General features: G+C 47.8%; 19 protein-coding genes and 1 tRNA gene. 11 read left to right on the forward strand and 9 right to left on the reverse strand.

All coding sequences use genetic code 11. The features are described from left to right. Positions 1–10: 10 nt before the first annotated feature. Positions 11–520: a DsrE family protein gene (locus tag ACKRDP_RS08260; RefSeq protein ID WP_409154286.1), complete on the forward strand. Its 510-nt coding sequence runs from the start codon at positions 11–13 to the stop codon at positions 518–520. A 1-nt stretch (position 521) separates the two neighbouring features. Here the strand turns inward: ACKRDP_RS08260 and ACKRDP_RS08265 are convergent, their stop codons facing one another. Then, positions 522–785, reverse strand: a complete 264-nt coding sequence (locus ACKRDP_RS08265; RefSeq protein ID WP_409154287.1) for a NifU family protein — start codon at positions 783–785, stop codon at positions 522–524. Between the two features lie 80 nt (positions 786–865). Between ACKRDP_RS08265 and rimM the strand changes: the two genes are divergently transcribed. Then, entirely contained in the window at positions 866–1,351 is a 486-nt protein-coding gene (gene rimM, locus ACKRDP_RS08270; protein ID WP_409154288.1) for a ribosome maturation factor RimM, read from the forward strand. Here the strand turns inward: rimM and lpdA are convergent. Both lpdA and ACKRDP_RS08280 read right to left on the reverse strand, forming a co-directional pair. Beyond that, positions 1,348–2,739, reverse strand: coding sequence for a dihydrolipoyl dehydrogenase (lpdA, locus tag ACKRDP_RS08275; protein ID WP_409154289.1), 1,392 nt, complete (start codon positions 2,737–2,739; stop codon positions 1,348–1,350). The two genes, rimM and lpdA, sit on opposite strands and share 4 nt — an antisense overlap. Then, positions 2,732–2,935: a hypothetical protein gene (locus tag ACKRDP_RS08280; RefSeq protein WP_409154290.1), complete on the reverse strand. Its 204-nt coding sequence runs from the start codon at positions 2,933–2,935 to the stop codon at positions 2,732–2,734. Before ACKRDP_RS08280 ends, lpdA begins: the two co-directional genes overlap by 8 nt. A gap of 90 nt (positions 2,936–3,025) precedes the next feature. Here ACKRDP_RS08280 and ACKRDP_RS08285 point away from each other — a divergent pair, with 90 nt between their 5' ends. Further along, positions 3,026–3,601 carry a hypothetical protein gene (locus ACKRDP_RS08285; protein ID WP_409154291.1) on the forward strand — a complete coding sequence of 192 codons (576 nt, stop codon included), beginning with the start codon at positions 3,026–3,028 and terminating at the stop codon, positions 3,599–3,601. Here the strand turns inward: ACKRDP_RS08285 and ACKRDP_RS08290 are convergent. The 3 genes from ACKRDP_RS08290 to ACKRDP_RS08300 form a co-directional block, all read right to left on the reverse strand. Continuing rightward, positions 3,561–4,196, reverse strand: a complete 636-nt coding sequence (locus tag ACKRDP_RS08290; RefSeq protein WP_409154292.1) for a superoxide dismutase — start codon at positions 4,194–4,196, stop codon at positions 3,561–3,563. The two genes, ACKRDP_RS08285 and ACKRDP_RS08290, sit on opposite strands and share 41 nt — an antisense overlap. Positions 4,197–4,263: 67 nt before the next feature. Beyond that, complete coding sequence (locus ACKRDP_RS08295; RefSeq protein WP_409154293.1) at positions 4,264–4,704, reverse strand: copper chaperone PCu(A)C; 441 nt, start codon at positions 4,702–4,704, stop codon at positions 4,264–4,266. Between the two features lie 65 nt (positions 4,705–4,769). Beyond that, positions 4,770–4,843 (reverse strand) — tRNA-Arg (locus ACKRDP_RS08300). A gap of 23 nt (positions 4,844–4,866) precedes the next feature. On the opposite strand from ACKRDP_RS08300, the gene ACKRDP_RS08305 reads away from it, so the two are divergent. Further along, positions 4,867–6,039 carry a type III PLP-dependent enzyme gene (locus tag ACKRDP_RS08305; protein WP_409154294.1) on the forward strand — a complete coding sequence of 391 codons (1,173 nt, stop codon included), beginning with the start codon at positions 4,867–4,869 and terminating at the stop codon, positions 6,037–6,039. On the opposite strand, the gene ACKRDP_RS08310 is transcribed toward ACKRDP_RS08305, so the two are convergent. Beyond that, on the reverse strand, positions 6,002–6,844 hold the full coding sequence (locus ACKRDP_RS08310) for a twitching motility protein (RefSeq protein ID WP_409154295.1): 843 nt from the start codon (positions 6,842–6,844) through the stop codon (positions 6,002–6,004). The genes ACKRDP_RS08305 and ACKRDP_RS08310 overlap by 38 nt on opposite strands. A gap of 79 nt (positions 6,845–6,923) precedes the next feature. Between ACKRDP_RS08310 and ACKRDP_RS08315 the strand changes: the two genes are divergently transcribed. Genes ACKRDP_RS08315 through ACKRDP_RS08325 form a run of 3 tightly spaced genes read left to right on the forward strand, consistent with a single transcriptional unit; the run spans position 6,924 to position 10,423 of the window. Beyond that, on the forward strand, positions 6,924–7,958 hold the full coding sequence (locus tag ACKRDP_RS08315; RefSeq protein ID WP_409154340.1) for an Mrp/NBP35 family ATP-binding protein: 1,035 nt from the start codon (positions 6,924–6,926) through the stop codon (positions 7,956–7,958). A 3-nt stretch (positions 7,959–7,961) separates the two neighbouring features. Further along, on the forward strand, positions 7,962–9,182 hold the full coding sequence (locus ACKRDP_RS08320) for a cysteine desulfurase family protein (protein WP_409154296.1): 1,221 nt from the start codon (positions 7,962–7,964) through the stop codon (positions 9,180–9,182). Then, positions 9,179–10,423: an epoxyqueuosine reductase QueH gene (locus tag ACKRDP_RS08325; RefSeq protein ID WP_409154297.1), complete on the forward strand. Its 1,245-nt coding sequence runs from the start codon at positions 9,179–9,181 to the stop codon at positions 10,421–10,423. Before ACKRDP_RS08320 ends, ACKRDP_RS08325 begins: the two co-directional genes overlap by 4 nt. Here ACKRDP_RS08325 and mazG read toward each other — a convergent pair. Further along, the gene (gene mazG, locus ACKRDP_RS08330; RefSeq protein WP_409154298.1) at positions 10,392–11,150 is read right to left on the reverse strand and encodes a nucleoside triphosphate pyrophosphohydrolase; all 759 of its coding nucleotides are present in this window, start codon (positions 11,148–11,150) and stop codon (positions 10,392–10,394) included. The two genes, ACKRDP_RS08325 and mazG, sit on opposite strands and share 32 nt — an antisense overlap. Before the next feature lie 17 nt (positions 11,151–11,167). Between mazG and ACKRDP_RS08335 the strand changes: the two genes are divergently transcribed. From ACKRDP_RS08335 to ACKRDP_RS08350, 4 genes are read left to right on the forward strand one after another with little or no spacing between them, the layout of a single operon-like run. Next, positions 11,168–12,373: a hypothetical protein gene (locus ACKRDP_RS08335; protein WP_409154299.1), complete on the forward strand. Its 1,206-nt coding sequence runs from the start codon at positions 11,168–11,170 to the stop codon at positions 12,371–12,373. Between the two features lie 24 nt (positions 12,374–12,397). Next, positions 12,398–13,615: a baeRF12 domain-containing protein gene (locus ACKRDP_RS08340; RefSeq protein ID WP_409154300.1), complete on the forward strand. Its 1,218-nt coding sequence runs from the start codon at positions 12,398–12,400 to the stop codon at positions 13,613–13,615. Continuing rightward, entirely contained in the window at positions 13,612–14,208 is a 597-nt protein-coding gene (locus ACKRDP_RS08345; RefSeq protein ID WP_409154301.1) for a LabA-like NYN domain-containing protein, read from the forward strand. Before ACKRDP_RS08340 ends, ACKRDP_RS08345 begins: the two co-directional genes overlap by 4 nt. Beyond that, on the forward strand, positions 14,196–15,140 hold the full coding sequence (locus tag ACKRDP_RS08350; protein ID WP_409154302.1) for a bifunctional riboflavin kinase/FAD synthetase: 945 nt from the start codon (positions 14,196–14,198) through the stop codon (positions 15,138–15,140). Before ACKRDP_RS08345 ends, ACKRDP_RS08350 begins: the two co-directional genes overlap by 13 nt. On the opposite strand, the gene ACKRDP_RS08355 is transcribed toward ACKRDP_RS08350, so the two are convergent. Beyond that, on the reverse strand, positions 15,114–15,398 hold the full coding sequence (locus tag ACKRDP_RS08355; RefSeq protein ID WP_409154303.1) for a hypothetical protein: 285 nt from the start codon (positions 15,396–15,398) through the stop codon (positions 15,114–15,116). The genes ACKRDP_RS08350 and ACKRDP_RS08355 overlap by 27 nt on opposite strands. Positions 15,399–15,403: the final 5 nt, after the last annotated feature.

A 15,403-nucleotide genomic window follows, 5' to 3' on the forward strand; every position in this document is an offset into this window, starting at 1 on the left:
AGGTGCGTATATGGACAGAAGGGGCTTTTTCAGATGGTTATCCTTGCTTGCTTCCGTGCCTTTAATTAACAGAGTAGGACAGGCAAGCCCGCAGAGGCTTGACATGTCTCAGGTAAAAAGGGAGGCAGAGGTTGGAGTTATCTACCACTGCGACTTTCCTCAGGAGGACAGGTTCAGGACCATGCTCAGAAATATAGGCAACCACCTTTCTGTCTATGACTTTAACCCTATGAAAATAAAAATCGTGGTGGTAGCTCACGGACCTGGAGTGAAGTTCTTTATGAAGGACCTGTCGGGCAGTCCATGGGAAAAGGAAACCATAAAGATTCAGGAGCTTTACGAAGAGGAAAAATCCCTCTCCATGTATGGTGTAGAGTATCTCATATGCAACATAACCCTTCAGAGGCTTAAGCTGGATGCCAGCAAACTACATGAATTTACGAAGATAGTGCCATCAGGTGTCGGCATAGTAGGACACCTTCAGGCTGTTGAAAGATTTGCTTACATAAAGGTGCAGTAGCCTAAAAGCCGAAGGTCATGGGGATGTCCATGTTCACATCCTTGACCTCTTTTATGTCAGGAAATTTATTCCTGAGAGCCCTCTCTATGCCTGCCTTGAGCGTAAGCACGGACATGCCACAGCCTGAGCAGGCCCCCACCATTCTCACAAGCACAGTGCCATCCTCCTTTATGTCCACCAGCTCCACATCACCCCCATCAAACCTGAGGGCTGGCCTTATCTCATCAAGAACCGCTTCAACCTCTTCCCATGTGGGCATTGCCATCTTTTTCCTCCTTTAAAAAGTGTATAAACTATAAGAGTATGCAAGGGGATAAGTCCATCAATGAGGAAAATCAATATGTGGTGATAGGAAAGGTGCTTGACACGTACGGTCTGAAAGGAGAGCTAAAGGTGCAGACTTATCTGGAAAGAAGGCACTGGTCAAAAATAAAAAGGGTTTTTCTCAAGCGTAAGGGAGGTGAGTATGTGCCCTTTTCCGTGGAATACACAAAGCCCCACGGCAAGGACCAGCTTATTCTGAAGTTTGAAGGCTTTAATGCTATTGAGCAGGTGGAGGCCTTCAGGGGGGCAAAGATTTTTCTTCCAGAGGAGGAGCTTCCCAAAAAGAAGAGGGGAGAATACTATTACTTTGAGCTTGAGGGGCTGGAGGTTCTTACAGAAAGTGGGAAGCAGGTGGGAAGGGTTTCGGGCATCATTGAACAGAAGCCTTACGACCTTCTGGAGGTGGACGGAGGAAGGCTTTACATACCTTTCGTGGAGGCGCTTGTGAAAGATGTAAGGTTAAAGGAGGGGAAGGTCATAGTAAAGGATATACTGGCTGAGCTCTAATGCCTCCTTGCCCATGTTATGGGACCAAAATGCACCTCCATACCTGCCTGACCTATGACCTCTGAAAGGGATGGGTGGGAATACATGGACTTGGAAAGGAAGTCCACCCTTAGGTCTGCCTTCATGAGGTGAACAACCTGATGGAGAAGCTCACCCGCATGAGGACCAAGTATATGACATCCCAGCAAGCGTCCATCTTCATCCACCACAAGCCTTACAAAACCCTCGTTCTCCCCGTCATCCATAGCCTTTGGGTTTGACACAAAGGAGACAACGCCAACCCTTACCTCGTGCCCCCCTTCCTCCGCCTGGTCTTCTGTGAGCCCCACGCTGGCAATCTCGTAGGCGGAGTATATTATCTTTGGAACAATCCTTTCATCCCTGACCATGTCCTCCTCCCCCAGCATGTGGCTTATGGCTACCTTTGCCTCATACATGGACTTGTGGGCAAGCATGAGGGGTGAGGTTATGTCTCCGCAGGCGTATATGTTGGGGATGCTCGTCTGACAGAACTGGTTTACCTTTATAAAGCCTTTGCTGTCTTTCTGAATACCCACCTCTTCAAGTCCGATACTTTCCGTGTTTGGCTTCCTGCCCACCCCCAGGAGGATAAGGTCTGCACTCACTTCTGAACCATCGGAAAGAACAGCCCTGATACCACCCTCCGAAGGCTCCCAGCTCTCAACTGTAGCTTTCAGCTTTATCTCCACCCCAAGCCTTTTTAGCTTCCTTGCGAGGTATCTGGAGGATTCCTCGGGAATATCCGCAGATGGAAGAAGCCTGTCTTTCAGTTCCAACAGAAGCACCTCAGAGCCATACATCCTGAATATGTAGGCAAACTCCACACCCACTGCACCACCGCCCACTATCAGGATTTTCCTGGGAAATTCCTCAAGGGACCATATCTGGTCTGTGTCGTAGACATACCTTCCATCGGGCACAAGGTTTCCCAGGGAGGAAGTAGAAGAGCCCGTTGCCAGCAGGATGTATCTCCCTCTGAGTTCAATGCCCTCTGGCTCCACCACCACCGTATGGCTGTTCTTGAGAACTCCCCTTCCATAGAAGATGGGAATTTTGAGATGCTCTGCAAACTTTTTGAAGTTTTCCCTTATGGTGACCACCACCCTGTCCCTGCCCTTTTTGAGTTCCTGCATACTGAGCTCGTATCCCTTTAGGAATATGCCATATTCTGGAAGCCTGTGAAACTTATCAAGCATGTAGGCTCCATGCCTCATATACTTTGAGGGTATACAGCCCCTGTTGAGGCAGTTCCCTCCCACTGTCTCTGGGCTCAGCTCCACAAGGGCAACCTTCATACCCCTTCTGTGGGCATACAGTGCCCCCTCGTATCCACCGCTGCCTGCGCCCACTATAACAAGGTCATACATCCTTTCTCTTCCTCCTTTCCCTGTATACTGCCTGCCTGCATTGCCTTATTATGGTGCGATACTTGTAGTAAACGGAAGGGACCTTTATGGGCAATCCGTAATACCTCTCCAGCATAAGCATAATCTCCTCTGTGGTTACATACCTGTGGTTTCTTATCAAGCCCTTTATGTATTTCACTATACGGGTTTCCTTCATGGGTCCTTGATATTTTAACAGGCTCTGGTATACGCCTTGATGAGCTTTGTCATTGTATGCCTCTGACAGAGGGCATAAAGTCTCAGGAGTATGACTCAGGAGCAGTGGGATTTTGTAAATGTGCTCGTAATAGTGGCAAGGTTTGTTCAGGTTTTTGGTTTCTTCTTTGCCATACTCATGCTGGTAAAAGAATTTCCCCTTGGGCACACCTTTCTTGTTTTCGCCATAAATCTGGTAGGCTTCTTTGCCATACTGACTGGTGTGCTCATAAAAGCTTTCTCCCTGCCAGAAGTTCTTATGGCGGATGCGATAATTATTGGTCTCAGCCTTGCTATATTCATGAAGGCTTACAGGGTAAAGAGGCTCAGGGAGAAGTTTCCACCACCGCCCAGACCCCACACCCGATGTCCAGTATGTGGCAGTTTTGTAAACCCTGAAGGAGATTACTGTGTGCTTATGGACAGCAAGAGTCTTCTTTACTTTGATAGAAAGGAACACATGGAAGCCTTCATAGAAAACCCCCAGCTTTACAGGGTTTCAAAAGAGATTAACTACGATGGTGTGAGAAAGATATGCATAAACAAGGAAGAGGGATGGAAAGAATGGGGGCAGAGCCCCCAGCGAGTTACTTCACAAAATCCCTTAGAGCTTCATAGGCCTTCATAGCCTTTTCAAATCTTTCGTTGATAACCTCCCAGTTGAGGTTCTGAAGAAAAGCATCAATGTAAGGGGGTCTTTTGTTCTTCTGGTCCACGTAGTAGGCGTGCTCGTAGGTATCAAGAATTATGATAGGTATGAGGCCTGTGTAGTTATAAACGTTATGAGCGTCAAGGCCATTTATTACTAGCCTTCCGGAGAATATATCCAGACCAAGAAGAGCCCATCCCCTGAAAGCTATGCCCGTTGCCTTTATCTCCTGAATACAGGCATCCCATGAACCAAAGTCCTCCTCTACCTTCTTCTTGAGGGCTTCTGATGGCTGTCCTTTTGCACCAAGATGACCGAAGTAGAGCTCATGAAGCACAACTCCCATGTAGTTGAAGGTTTCCTCCACTTTGAGCTCTCTGAATTCAGAGTAATTCTGGTTTGCCTTGCTTCTGTCTGAAAAGCTCAGATCTGCCAGCTTTTCCTGAATTTCGTTGTATTTTGCCACATAGCCTTTGTAGTGGGCTTCAAAGTGTGGCTCTATCTGCTCGTTGGAAATTCCGTTGAGGTTTGCTGGTTTGAGATGGTCTTTGGGCTGCACCTTATGCACTGGCATGGTTCACCTCCTTAAGGGTTTTTAAGAGATTATAACCCTTCTCTGAGACCACCTTCTATGAGAAAGCTCAGTATCCATGCCTGTGCTGGTGCATTTGACCCCCCATTCCTTTCCTTACAGGTGCCTGCACCTTCACTTCACCGGATTTTTCAAACTTGAGAGTGAGCTCTACCGTGTCGCCCTCCTTCAGTGGCTTTTTGAGGTTTATGAGCATTATGTGAAGACCGCCTGGCTTTAGCTCTACTTTACCACCAGCCGGAACCTCAATAGCCCTTACCCTTCTCATTTTACCTTCTGCAGTTTCATGAAGCTCAGTTATCTCAGAGGCGTTGTTAGAGGCATCAAGAAGTCTGTCTGCCTCCTTACCCTTGTTTTCAATCACCATATAGGCTGCGGACATCTTGGAGGTGGGAGGCACCTCTCTTACCCATGCATCCTTTAACTCAATCTTTGGCTGGGCTAGAGCGACCACTGCAAACGTAAGAGCGCCTGAAAGCACTTTTTTCATGACTTCACCTCCTGAGTGAATTTAAAGAAAATTTTAAAGGTCAGTTTATGAAAAGTCAATGAAAACCAGCCCGGCGGGAGTCGAACCCGCAACCTTGGGATCCGTAGTCCCACGCTCTGTCCAGTTGAGCTACGGGCCGTATGGATTATATTATATGCCATAATGCTTAAGGAAACCATAGACCCCCTATCTCTACAGTATGAGAATTCTCGCAGATACTTTCGAGAATTCCTCTCCGAAAGGGAGCATATCCTTCCACATTTAAAGCCAGATAAAACTCCTGTGCTCCTTATGGACCTGCAGGGTATAAAGAGCAGATACATTGAGGTAAAGTATCACTTTTCCCAGTTTAAGGTTTACTACGCAGTCAAAGCCAACGACCACATGGATGTTCTTAAAACCCTTGCAGAGCTTGGCTCTGGCTTTGAGGTAGCTTCCTCTCAAGAGCTACAGAAAGTTCTTAGCCTGGGAGTAAAGCCAGAAAGGGTCATATCCAGCAATCCCATAAAGCCCATGGATTTCATAGATTACGCCTACAGAAAGGGGATTAACAGGTTTGTGGTGGACTCTTTTACTGAGGTGGACAAGATATCAAAGGTAGCTCCCAGGTCAAGAGTTTATGTGAGGCTGGTGGTTCCCAACGAGGGAAGCGACTGGCCACTTTCAAAGAAGTTCGGCGTGGATGTGGATATGGCCCTTGATATATTAGAATACGCACAGAATAAGGGTCTTGTGCCATATGGCATAACCTTTCATGTGGGCTCGCAGTGCAACAACTTCAGAAACTGGCTAATCGGTATAAAGAGGGTAAGTGAACTCTGGCAGAAGTCAAAACTCAGAGGGCTGAGGCTTCAGATGCTAAACATGGGCGGAGGTATTCCTGTAAGATACACCTACGAGGCCCTCAGGATAGAGGATATAGCCTACTACGTAAAGGGTCTTTTGCAGAAGTTCATGCCCTCTCTCCCCCATGAGCTTCAGATAGAGCCAGGAAGGGGCATTGTGGGAGACCAGGGCATAATGGTCTGCAGAGTTATAGGAAAAGCGAGGAGAGGTGATGAGAACTGGCTATACATAGACACGGGCGTCTTTAACGGGCTTGCGGAGGCTCTGGGGGGAATAAGATACCCCTTCTATCTGGAGAAGGAGGGAGAGCTTAAGGAATGGACTATTGGAGGTGTCTCCTGCGACAGCATGGATGTGGTGGCACGCATGGTGCCGCTGCCTGAGCCAGAAGTTGGGGACTACTTATACATACTCTCCGCCGGTGCCTATACTACTGTTTACGCAGCAGACTTTAACGGCTTTCCAGAGCCTGAGGTTCTGTGCCTCTAAAAGTAAGGGAGACCGTTCCATCTGCATCGCTGTTCACATATACCCATGACCTGAGAAGAGGTTCAGAAAGCTCAAGAAAGGTTTTATCAACTACGGGCATATTTAGCAGAAGTAGCGTATTTTCAGCAAGCCTGAGCATGTATTCCATATCTCTGGATGGTATCACCTCCCTGTAGCCCATGAAAAGCACGTTGGGGTTCATGTAAAAGGCATCCTTAAGACCCTCTTCAAAGGTGTCAACATCCACGCCGACCTCCCTCTGAATTACAAGAGACTGCCCATGCCTGAGCAGGAAGGTAAGAGGCGACTCAAGAATGAACACAACCCTGCTGTAGTTATCACATATATTCTGCAGAAGGGAATATATGAGCGTGTTCACAAGGGCATGATTTTTCCCCTGAAATACAACAAAGCCAGAGCTGTATAGCCTCAATATCTCATCAAGCCTTCCGGCACTATTTTTGTCAGGGCACAGCCTGCCAAGGGGCGGTATATGGTAGGGTGTTTTAAGTATGTAAACCACATAGCTACCCCTCTGGGTTATGTATTTGACCCTGAACCTTCCCACATTCTGAAGACCAAAGGAAAACATCCCCTCCCTTCCAAGTGGACCCAGAGCAAAGGGTGTATGGCTTCTGAGGGCAACCAGCGTATCCCTTATGTCCTCAGGGGTGAGAAGGGCGTCGGATACCTTTATGAGTTTCTGACCCCTCTTTTCCGTTATAAAGGCCTTTGGCACCAGGTATACCTCTGTTATATCCTCGCTTGCACTCAGATAACTTATCAGGTGTGGCACATAGTTCATCCTATCTCTCCTTGTTGATAATCCTCATAGCAGGGTCAGCAGTAAGAATTATATTATGCCTAAACTTCAGGAGGAGAAAATGGCAGTAAAGGATGTTATGGAGGCTCTAAGGGATACGGTTGTTAACAACTCAAGGCTCTCTGAGCTTGTCAAGGACATAAAACTTATAGGTAGAACCCTTGAGATAGTCTACAGGCTTCCTCAAAAGGGGCTTGAGGAAGATATAGTTGAAAAGACAAGAAATGCCCTTGAGAGGGTGCCTGATGTAGAAGACATCAAGGTAAGGTTTGTGGAGGATGTTCCTGCACAGCCTGTCATGGGTGCACCTGCCTTTACCAGAAGGAGGGTGCCGGGCATAAAGCATCTGATAGCAGTGGGCAGTGGAAAGGGCGGCGTAGGAAAGTCCACCGTATCTGCAAACCTTGCCCTCGCCCTTTCAAAGCTGGGCTACAGAGTAGGTCTTCTTGATGCGGACATATACGGACCAAGCATCCCCACCATAATGGGGGTAAAGGGTGAAAGGGTCCATGTGGATGAAGGAAACAGGATTATACCGGTGGAGAAATACGGAATAAAGCTGCTGTCTATAGGCTTTTTACTTCCCTCCGAAGATACCCCGGTTATATGGCGTGGTCCCATGCTTATGAAGGCCCTGACCCAGTTCCTCTTTGACGTTAAATGGGGAGAGCTTGATTACCTTGTTCTTGACCTTCCGCCTGGCACGGGGGATGTTCAGCTCACACTGGCTCAGAACGTGCACATGGGGGGTGCAGTGGTGGTTACAACTCCTCAGGATGTGGCTCTGGCGGATGTGAAGAAGGCGGTTGCCATGTTCAAGGAGGTTCAGATACCAGTTCTGGGTGTTATAGAGAACATGGCATACTTTATCTGTCCCGACAGCGGTAAAAAGTATTACATATTTGGAAAGGGAAGGGTGGCAGAATTTGCGACCGCATACGGACTGAAGATCCTTGGCTCCATACCCGTTGACCCTGAGCTTGCGGAGACTTCAGACCTGGGGGTGCCCGTAGTGGAAAGCCATCCCGACTCAGACACCGCAAGGGCCTTTATAAGCATAGCAAAACTTATAAGCGACATAACAGAAAGGAGGTAAAAAATGTTTGTAAAAAAAGCAGGAAAAAGGGTTGTTTACCTTGACCACATAGCCACAACGCCTGTGGCAGAAGAAGTCCTGCATGCCATGCTTCCCTACTTCAGGGAAAACTTTGGAAATCCCACATCCCTGCACAGTTTTGGACAGGTGGCAAAGAAGGCCATAAACGAAGCCCGTGAAAAGCTGGCAAGTCTTACCAACGCAAACTCTCCAGAGGAACTCATCTTTACTTCTGGTGGTATAGAGGCAAACAACCTTGCCATAAAGGGTATAGCGGAGGCATATGAAAAAAAGGGAAGGCACATAGTCACCACAGAGATTGAACACCACTCTATTCTCCACCCCCTCAAGAGCCTTGAAAAGAAAGGTTGGGAAGTTACATACCTAAAGCCCGATAACTACGGCCTCATAGACCCTCAGCAGCTGGCTGATGCCATCCGGCCCGATACGGTGCTGGTGAGTATAGGACATTCCAACAGGGAAATAGGAACCATACAGAACATAAAGGAGCTTGTCCGGGCTGCAAAGGAGAAGAACCCAAAGGTTATATTCCATACGGACGCCTGCCCCACACTGGGACACTACCCTGTAGACCTTAAGGACTGGGGCGTGGATGCTGCATCCTTTACCGCCCATCTCATGTATGGACCCAAGGGCGTGGGAGCCCTCTGGACGAGGAAGGGCGTGAAGATAAGACCACTCATTGAGGGTGGAACTCAGGAAAGGGGGGTCAGAGCGGGAACTGAGAACGTGCCGGGCATAGTGGGCTTCGGCGCTGCATGCGAGCTTGCCATGAGAGAATTATCTGACAGGATGCAGAGGCTGTCTTCTTACAGAGACAGGCTCAGAAAGGGTCTGGAAGAAAGGCTTGAGATGATAGAGTTTACTGGGCATCCCATCCAGAGATTACCACACCACCTATCTCTGATCGTGCATCTTATAGAGGGGGAGGCTATGCTTCTCAGGCTTGACCTCATGGGCATAGAGACGGCCTCTGGTTCCGCCTGTGTATCCCTCGCCCTGAAGCAATCTCATGTGCTCTTTGCGGTAGGTGTTCCAAAAGAGGTGGCAAACGGCTCCATAGTTTTCAGTTTTGGAAGGGAAAACACGGAGGAAGACGTAGAATACGTTATAGAGGAGTTTCCAAAGACAGTGAAACTGCTCAGAGAGCTATCTCCCTTTAATCCTGAGAACTGGGAGCAATATGTAAAGGGTAAAAAATGAAGATTCTGGTTCACATCTGCTGTGCTCCTGATGCGGTTTACTTTCTCAAAAGGCTGAGAGAGGACCATCCTCATGCACAGCTTGTGGGCTTTTTCTACGACCCCAACATCCACCCCTACGAAGAATACAGACTGAGGCTTCTGGAAACCCACAGGGCCTGCAGGGAGCTGGGCATAGAGCTCCATGAAGGTGAGTATGACCTGGAAAACTGGCTATCTGCGGTAAAGGGCTATGAGGAGGAGCCAGAAAGAGGCAGGAGGTGCGCCATATGCTTTGACTACAGGCTTCTCAGGAGCCTTGAGTTTGCAAAGGAGGTGGGTGCAACCCACCTGACCACAACCCTTCTCATGAGCCCCAAGAAGGAGTTTCTCATGCTAAAAGAAAGTGGTGAAAAGGTATGTGAGGGCTCGGGCATACAGTTTCTCCCTCTGGACTATCGCAAGGGTGGTGGCACTCAGGAGATGTTCAGGCTCTCTAAAGAGCTTCAGTTTTATCATCAGGACTACTGCGGATGCATTTACGGACTTTTCAAACAGAAAAAGGGAGATGTGCACTGGGACCTCCTATCTTCTGGCGGAAGGAGACCTGGAAGCAAAGAGGAGCTGAGTTTTATAAAGGAGATAAGGCTCTTTGCACAGGGTGAGCTTGGTCTTTCCTGCAGGGAATGGGAGTTTGGGTTCATAAACTGGCGGCTCCTTCAGGGAAGGCTGGAGGTAGCAGGTCAGACAGTCCCTTCCTTTGTCCGACCCTACTCTCCTTCCATAAAAGGTCTTCTGAAGGCGGACCCGGAAGAGAAGGTGGGAAGGGTCATATACTTCAACAAGGGAGGTCTAAAAGTTATACTCACAGAGGGGCTCAGAGACGAGCCTCTTGATACGCCAGACAACCTCTGCAGTCCCACCTTTCTTGTGCCAGAAGATTATGAGGAGCTTCTTCTGAAAAATCGTGTTTCAGCCACACTTCAGACGGAGATAGTCCCAGAAAGGTCTCTTCTTTTAATTATTGGCAGCACAGAGGCTGAGGAAATAGTCCACCTGCCTGCAGATACCCTTCAGGATGGAAGGGGTATAAGCATGGACTGGCTCAGGGAGTTTCTCTCAAGGGGGCGGAGGGAAATTGCTATAGGAAAAAGAGCTTACCTTGTAGCCGGCGCCAGCAGTCTGGGAAATCCTGGCATAAGATACTTTGAGGAGAGAACGGGCAAAAAGGTCAGCAGTCTTCTCTGTAATCAAAACTTTTAGACTCAAGCCATAGCACATCCATCTCCTGAAGGGTCATATCCTTTAGCTCCCTGCCCATCTCTCTGGCTCTCCTCTCCATATACCTGAACCTTTTTTCAAACCTGTCGTTGGCCTTCTGCAGGCAAAGCTCGGCGTCCAGCCCCAGAAGCCTCCCAAGCTCCACCACCGCAGTGAGGAGGTCGCCCAGCTCGTGCTCCAGCTCTCTTCTATCTCCCAGAGCCATGGCTTCTTTTAACTCCTGTAGCTCCTCCATGAGCTTCTCTATGACCTGCTCGGGTCTTTCAAAGTCAAAACCCACAAGGCTCGCCCTGTCCTGAAGCTTCTGAGACCTCATAAGAGCTGGAAGATTTCTGGGAACACCATCAAGGACGCTCTCCCTTTCTCTGAGCTTTCTCTCCTCCCAGTTTCTGAGAACCTCTTCCGGGCTTTCACAGCCAAAGACATGAGGGTGGCGGTCTACGAGCTTTTTGCTGAGCCCTTCTATCACATCCTTTATGTCAAAGGCAGACCTCTCCTTAGCTATCTGAGAGTGGAAAACCACCTGAAGCAGAAGGTCTCCAAGCTCTTCTTTCAGCTTCTTGTCATCACCCGAGTCTATGGCATCAAGGAGTTCATAGGCTTCCTCTACAAGGTATTTTTTCAGGCTCTGGTGTGTCTGAGACCTGTCCCAGGGACATTTTGAGCGTAGCTCTTCCATGATATTCAGGAGTCTATCAAAGGCTTCCATGGGCTATATTATAGTCTATGCTGAGAGAGGCTCTGAAACTGCTTTTCCTCATAGTATCCTACAACTTCATACTTCATTACCTGTCCACCTTCCTGCCAGTCCCCCTATTCCCCTATCAGATGGAAGATATTCTCATGGTAGCATCCTTTGTTTCAGCTCTTTACCTGGCCTGGCTTTTTGGATACAGAGAGAGAACAGTAATCTGGCTTGCATACGTTTCCCTCTTTCAGGTTGTAGGACTTTCATTCTTGAGAGAAGACTATGAGGTCATAACCCAGTTTCTTCCACCTCTTTTGCTGACCGTTTCCCTTATATGGCTTTTTGAATCTCCCATGGAAAGAAGAACGAGAAGGCTTGAGGAGGAAAGAAGGAGGCTTGAGGAAGAGCTTAGAAGGAATGACGCAGAACTCAGAAGACTTCTTGAGCAGATAAACCTTTCAAAAGACCTCGCAGAGAGGCTTTCCAGGGAGAAGGAGATCATAGAGAGGGAATTCAGAAGGCTGAGGGAGGAAGAGCTCGCAGAGAAGGAAGAGCTTGAGCGTGAGAGGGAAATTCTGGTCCAGAAGCTTCAGGAGAATCAGAGAAAACTCACTGAATACACAGATAGGCTTGAAAGACTTACAAAAATAAACAGAGAACTCTTTGAGATGCTCGAAGCTATACAGGATGTAGAGCCAAAGGGAGGAAAAGAGGAAGTATCAAGATTAAGACAGGAGAGGAAAAGGCTTTCCAGAGAGCTCATACAGATGCAGGAACTTTTAGAGGAACTATCAAGAGAAAACATGGAGATAAGTAAAAAATACGAGGACCTCCTGAAGAAGTTTGAACAGGAAAGGAGAGAAAGGGAAAGGCTTGAGGTGGAGGTAGAAAACCTTCTCAAGCAGGTAGAGAACAGGAAGGAAGTCTATGAGGAAGTGTTTTCCTTCCTGTTTGAAAACATAGAGTTTGAAGAGAGAGCGATAAGGGAATTTTTGGAGCTTGACAGGGTTGCAAAAAGGGAGTTTCTCAGAGAGCTCATGCTACTGAACATGAAGGACAGGGACGAGAGGTTTGAGGTCATGAAGGGATACAGAAATGTCTTCAAGTTAAAGCCCATGGGCGGGAGGATATACTTTACCTTTGGTGGAGTAAAAAGATGGAAGGTGATAGGCATGCTATGGGGTGAGGAGGACAAGACCAAGGACAGATACGCCAGGGAGCTTCTGGTAAAATATAAGGATTAAAGGAAATCAATGAGGAGGTAGTTGATGAAAAGCCTGAAAGACGCTATTGAAAGGCTTTTGAGCTTCAGACCCGATGGTTACATGGTAACAAACCTCTATCTCAGGCTTGGAGTGGAGGAAAGAACTGACAGAAAGTATCTCAGGACCTTTAAGGACCTTGTTAAAGCTCAGAAGGAATACTCAGAAGGATGGGGACTCAAGGATGATGTGCTGAAGTCCGTTGAAGAGGACTTTAAGAAAATGGAGGCCTTCCTTTCAGAGCCTGAAAACCTCAAGGGATGTAGGGGTATTGCCCTCTTCTCCTCATCCGCCAGGGGACTCTTTGAGGTCATAAAACTCCCATACACTTACAGAAACAGACTTATGCTATCCCAGGACCCTTTAATAAGGGAAATAGCCACCATTGATGAAGAGCTTGGCAGGATAGGAATACTCCTTATAGACAGGAAGCATGTGAGGTTTTTCCTCATGGACCTTGAAGGAGTTGAGGAGGTTCTGGACTTTGTAGAGCCTCTGGCAACGAGAGCACACAGGTTCCACTCTGGGGGAAGTATGCTGAAGGGTGCAGAGGGCACCATGAAGTTCTCCATGCCATCCAGAATAGGTGGTCCAGACATGGTCCAGCACTCCTTTGGCGAATACAGGTTTAACATGAGGATAAAGGAAGAAAGGCACAGGCTTTTCAAGATTGCAGGAGATGCCCTCATGGAGGCATGGAAAGAGAGCAAGTTTGACAGGCTAATAATTGGCTCTGACAGAGAAGATGTAAGAGAGATTGAGAACCACCTGCACCCATACCTTCTGGAAAGGCTTGTGGGATACATAAACATTAACCCCTCCTACGTGGAGGACACAGAGCTGAAAGAAAAGGTTTACCACTTGCTTATCCAGAAGAGTAGAGAAGAAGAGTTTAGGCTGCTTGATGAACTCAAAGAAATGGAGGGCAAGGGTCTTGCAGTCAACGGCACTTCAAAGGTTCTCCAGCAGCTATACAATGGTAATGTTCGGCTCCTTCTTGTCCCTGAGAGCTTTCATAAGCCAGGCTATGTCTGTGAAAGGTCCCGCCTCCCACTCTTAGAGCCAGAATGTCCTGCAGAGGAAAAGGTGTATGCTGTGCCTGATGTAATAAATGAGGTGATTGAGCTTGCCCTAGAGGAAAGAGCCAGAGTGAAGACAGTTCTCTCGGAGGAGGTCCAGAAGAGGATAGATGGGCTTGCCTGCTATATGCGGTTTGCTCTATGAACTATGAAAGGGTCCTCATATTCATAGACGGCTCCAACCTCTTTCATGCCATAAGGTATATGAACATAAAAATAGACTATCAGAAGCTGGTAGAGTTCCTCAGAGAGGACAGAAGGCTAATAAGAGCTTACTTCTACGGTGCTGTGCCCCAGGAAAAGGACATAAAAAAGAACAGCCCCGAGTGGGAAAGCTATCTGAGACAGAGGAGGTTTCTTGAAGAGCTCTCACTCCAGGGCATAAAGGTAAAACTGGCGAAGCTCAGAAGACTTCCCTCTGGTGAATACATAGAAAAAGAGGTGGATATAATGCTGGCAACAGACATGCTCAGCATGGCATACATGAACACCTACGACACTGCGGTGCTGGTAAGCGGAGACAGCGATTTCTCCTATACGGTGGAAGAGGTGCAGAGGATAGGTAAAAGGGTTGAGAACGCCACCTTCAAAAGGACGAGCTCTTACCACCTCCGGAAAGTCTGCGACAGGTTTCTGCTCCTAGACGATTACATGGACAGGTTTGTGGTGGAGGAAAAGATAGAGCTAACTCAAGAACTCAGCTTCTGGGAGAGGATAAGAAAGTTATGGAAAAGGTAATCTGTCTGAAGACAAGCCAGAGTGGTTGTCTGAAAGGCCTGAAGTGTGTGGAAGAGTTAAAAGAACCTTCTGTGGTCACTGTTGGGAATTTTGATGGCGTTCATAGGGGACATAAACATCTTCTGGAAAGGGTTATATCAAGGGCAAGAGAAAAGGGGCTGAGAAGCCTTGTCCTGTCCTTTTACCCCCATCCTCTCAAAATACTGAGCCCGGCGCAGGCACCCTGTGAGCTCACGGACTTGTGGGAAAGGGCAAAGCTGATGGTTGATGAGGGGGTGGACTGGGTTGTCTTCGTGAAGTTTGACAGGAGGTTTTCAAGGCTCTCCGCCGAGGAGTTTATAAGGGAGGTTCTCTGGGAAAGGCTAAAGTGCAGGCATCTTGTGGTAGGCTACGACTGGAGGTTTGGATACAGACGCGAGGGTGAAATAGAGCTTGCCAAGGAGCTGGGAAGAGAAATGGGTTTTCATGTGGAAGAGACTGAGCCTTTCAGGATAAACGGTCATGTGGTAAGCAGCACTCTGATAAGAAGACTGCTACACATGGGAAGGCTTAAAGAGTCTGCTCTTTATCTGGGGAGGAACTATGCCCTGAGAAGAAGGGTTGTAAGTGGAGACAGAAGAGGTTCCTCTCTTGGCTTTCCAACCGCAAACCTTGAAAATACAGAAAACCTCTGCCTAAAGGAGGGTGTGTATGCAGTCAGAGTTGAAGATAATTTCATGGGTGTTGCCAACTATGGGGTAAGACCAACCTTTGGAGGAAAGAGAAAGGTTCTTGAAGTCCATCTCCTTGACTTTGAAGGGAACTTGAAAGGTAAGGAGATAAAGGTGGAGTTCCTGAAGTTTATCAGAGAGGAGAAAAGGTTCTCCAGCCCGGAGGAACTAAAGAGGCAGATAGCTCAGGACATATCAGCTGTCAGAAGCCTCCTGGGATGAGTAGCCTATATAGAGGACTTTGCCAGCTTTTGTAAGTCCGAAGGACCTTTCCATTCTATCCCTCAAGCCCTTTTTGTTCTCCAGAAAATCCTTAAGAGTTTTTGGCTCTCCGTGGGCTCTCAACATGTATTCTTTTACCTCTCCGTTTTCAAAATGAATCCTTACTGGAAGACAGTAGAACTTGGAATTTTCACCATCGTGGCATCTTTCTATTTCTCCGATTACCTCAATGCGAAGGCTTTTTGCCACTATTTCCATGGTTG

The organism is Pampinifervens navoyensis (assembly GCF_046159715.1).
Lineage (GTDB): Bacteria > Aquificota > Aquificia > Aquificales > Aquificaceae > Pampinifervens.

What these genes read in the sequence shown, in the direction of transcription:
- ACKRDP_RS08285 (WP_409154291.1), top strand. Translation starts at nt 3,026, where the DNA reads ATGACTCAGGAGCAGTGGGATTTTGTAAATGTGCTCGTAATAGTGGCA.
- ACKRDP_RS08295 (WP_409154293.1), bottom strand. Translation starts at nt 4,704, where the DNA reads ATGAAAAAAGTGCTTTCAGGCGCTCTTACGTTTGCAGTGGTCGCTCTA.
- ACKRDP_RS08320 (WP_409154296.1), top strand. Translation starts at nt 7,962, where the DNA reads ATGTTTGTAAAAAAAGCAGGAAAAAGGGTTGTTTACCTTGACCACATA.
- ACKRDP_RS08325 (WP_409154297.1), top strand. Translation starts at nt 9,179, where the DNA reads ATGAAGATTCTGGTTCACATCTGCTGTGCTCCTGATGCGGTTTACTTT.
- ACKRDP_RS08260 (WP_409154286.1), top strand. Translation starts at nt 11, where the DNA reads ATGGACAGAAGGGGCTTTTTCAGATGGTTATCCTTGCTTGCTTCCGTG.
- ACKRDP_RS08305 (WP_409154294.1), top strand. Translation starts at nt 4,867, where the DNA reads ATGCTTAAGGAAACCATAGACCCCCTATCTCTACAGTATGAGAATTCT.
- lpdA (WP_409154289.1), bottom strand. Translation starts at nt 2,739, where the DNA reads ATGTATGACCTTGTTATAGTGGGCGCAGGCAGCGGTGGATACGAGGGG.
- ACKRDP_RS08265 (WP_409154287.1), bottom strand. Translation starts at nt 785, where the DNA reads ATGGCAATGCCCACATGGGAAGAGGTTGAAGCGGTTCTTGATGAGATA.
- ACKRDP_RS08290 (WP_409154292.1), bottom strand. Translation starts at nt 4,196, where the DNA reads ATGCCAGTGCATAAGGTGCAGCCCAAAGACCATCTCAAACCAGCAAAC.
- mazG (WP_409154298.1), bottom strand. Translation starts at nt 11,150, where the DNA reads ATGGAAGCCTTTGATAGACTCCTGAATATCATGGAAGAGCTACGCTCA.
- ACKRDP_RS08335 (WP_409154299.1), top strand. Translation starts at nt 11,168, where the DNA reads ATGCTGAGAGAGGCTCTGAAACTGCTTTTCCTCATAGTATCCTACAAC.
- ACKRDP_RS08310 (WP_409154295.1), bottom strand. Translation starts at nt 6,844, where the DNA reads ATGAACTATGTGCCACACCTGATAAGTTATCTGAGTGCAAGCGAGGAT.
- ACKRDP_RS08350 (WP_409154302.1), top strand. Translation starts at nt 14,196, where the DNA reads ATGGAAAAGGTAATCTGTCTGAAGACAAGCCAGAGTGGTTGTCTGAAA.
- ACKRDP_RS08355 (WP_409154303.1), bottom strand. Translation starts at nt 15,398, where the DNA reads ATGGAAATAGTGGCAAAAAGCCTTCGCATTGAGGTAATCGGAGAAATA.
- ACKRDP_RS08280 (WP_409154290.1), bottom strand. Translation starts at nt 2,935, where the DNA reads ATGAAGGAAACCCGTATAGTGAAATACATAAAGGGCTTGATAAGAAAC.
- ACKRDP_RS08345 (WP_409154301.1), top strand. Translation starts at nt 13,612, where the DNA reads ATGAACTATGAAAGGGTCCTCATATTCATAGACGGCTCCAACCTCTTT.
- ACKRDP_RS08340 (WP_409154300.1), top strand. Translation starts at nt 12,398, where the DNA reads ATGAAAAGCCTGAAAGACGCTATTGAAAGGCTTTTGAGCTTCAGACCC.
- ACKRDP_RS08315 (WP_409154340.1), top strand. Translation starts at nt 6,924, where the DNA reads ATGGCAGTAAAGGATGTTATGGAGGCTCTAAGGGATACGGTTGTTAAC.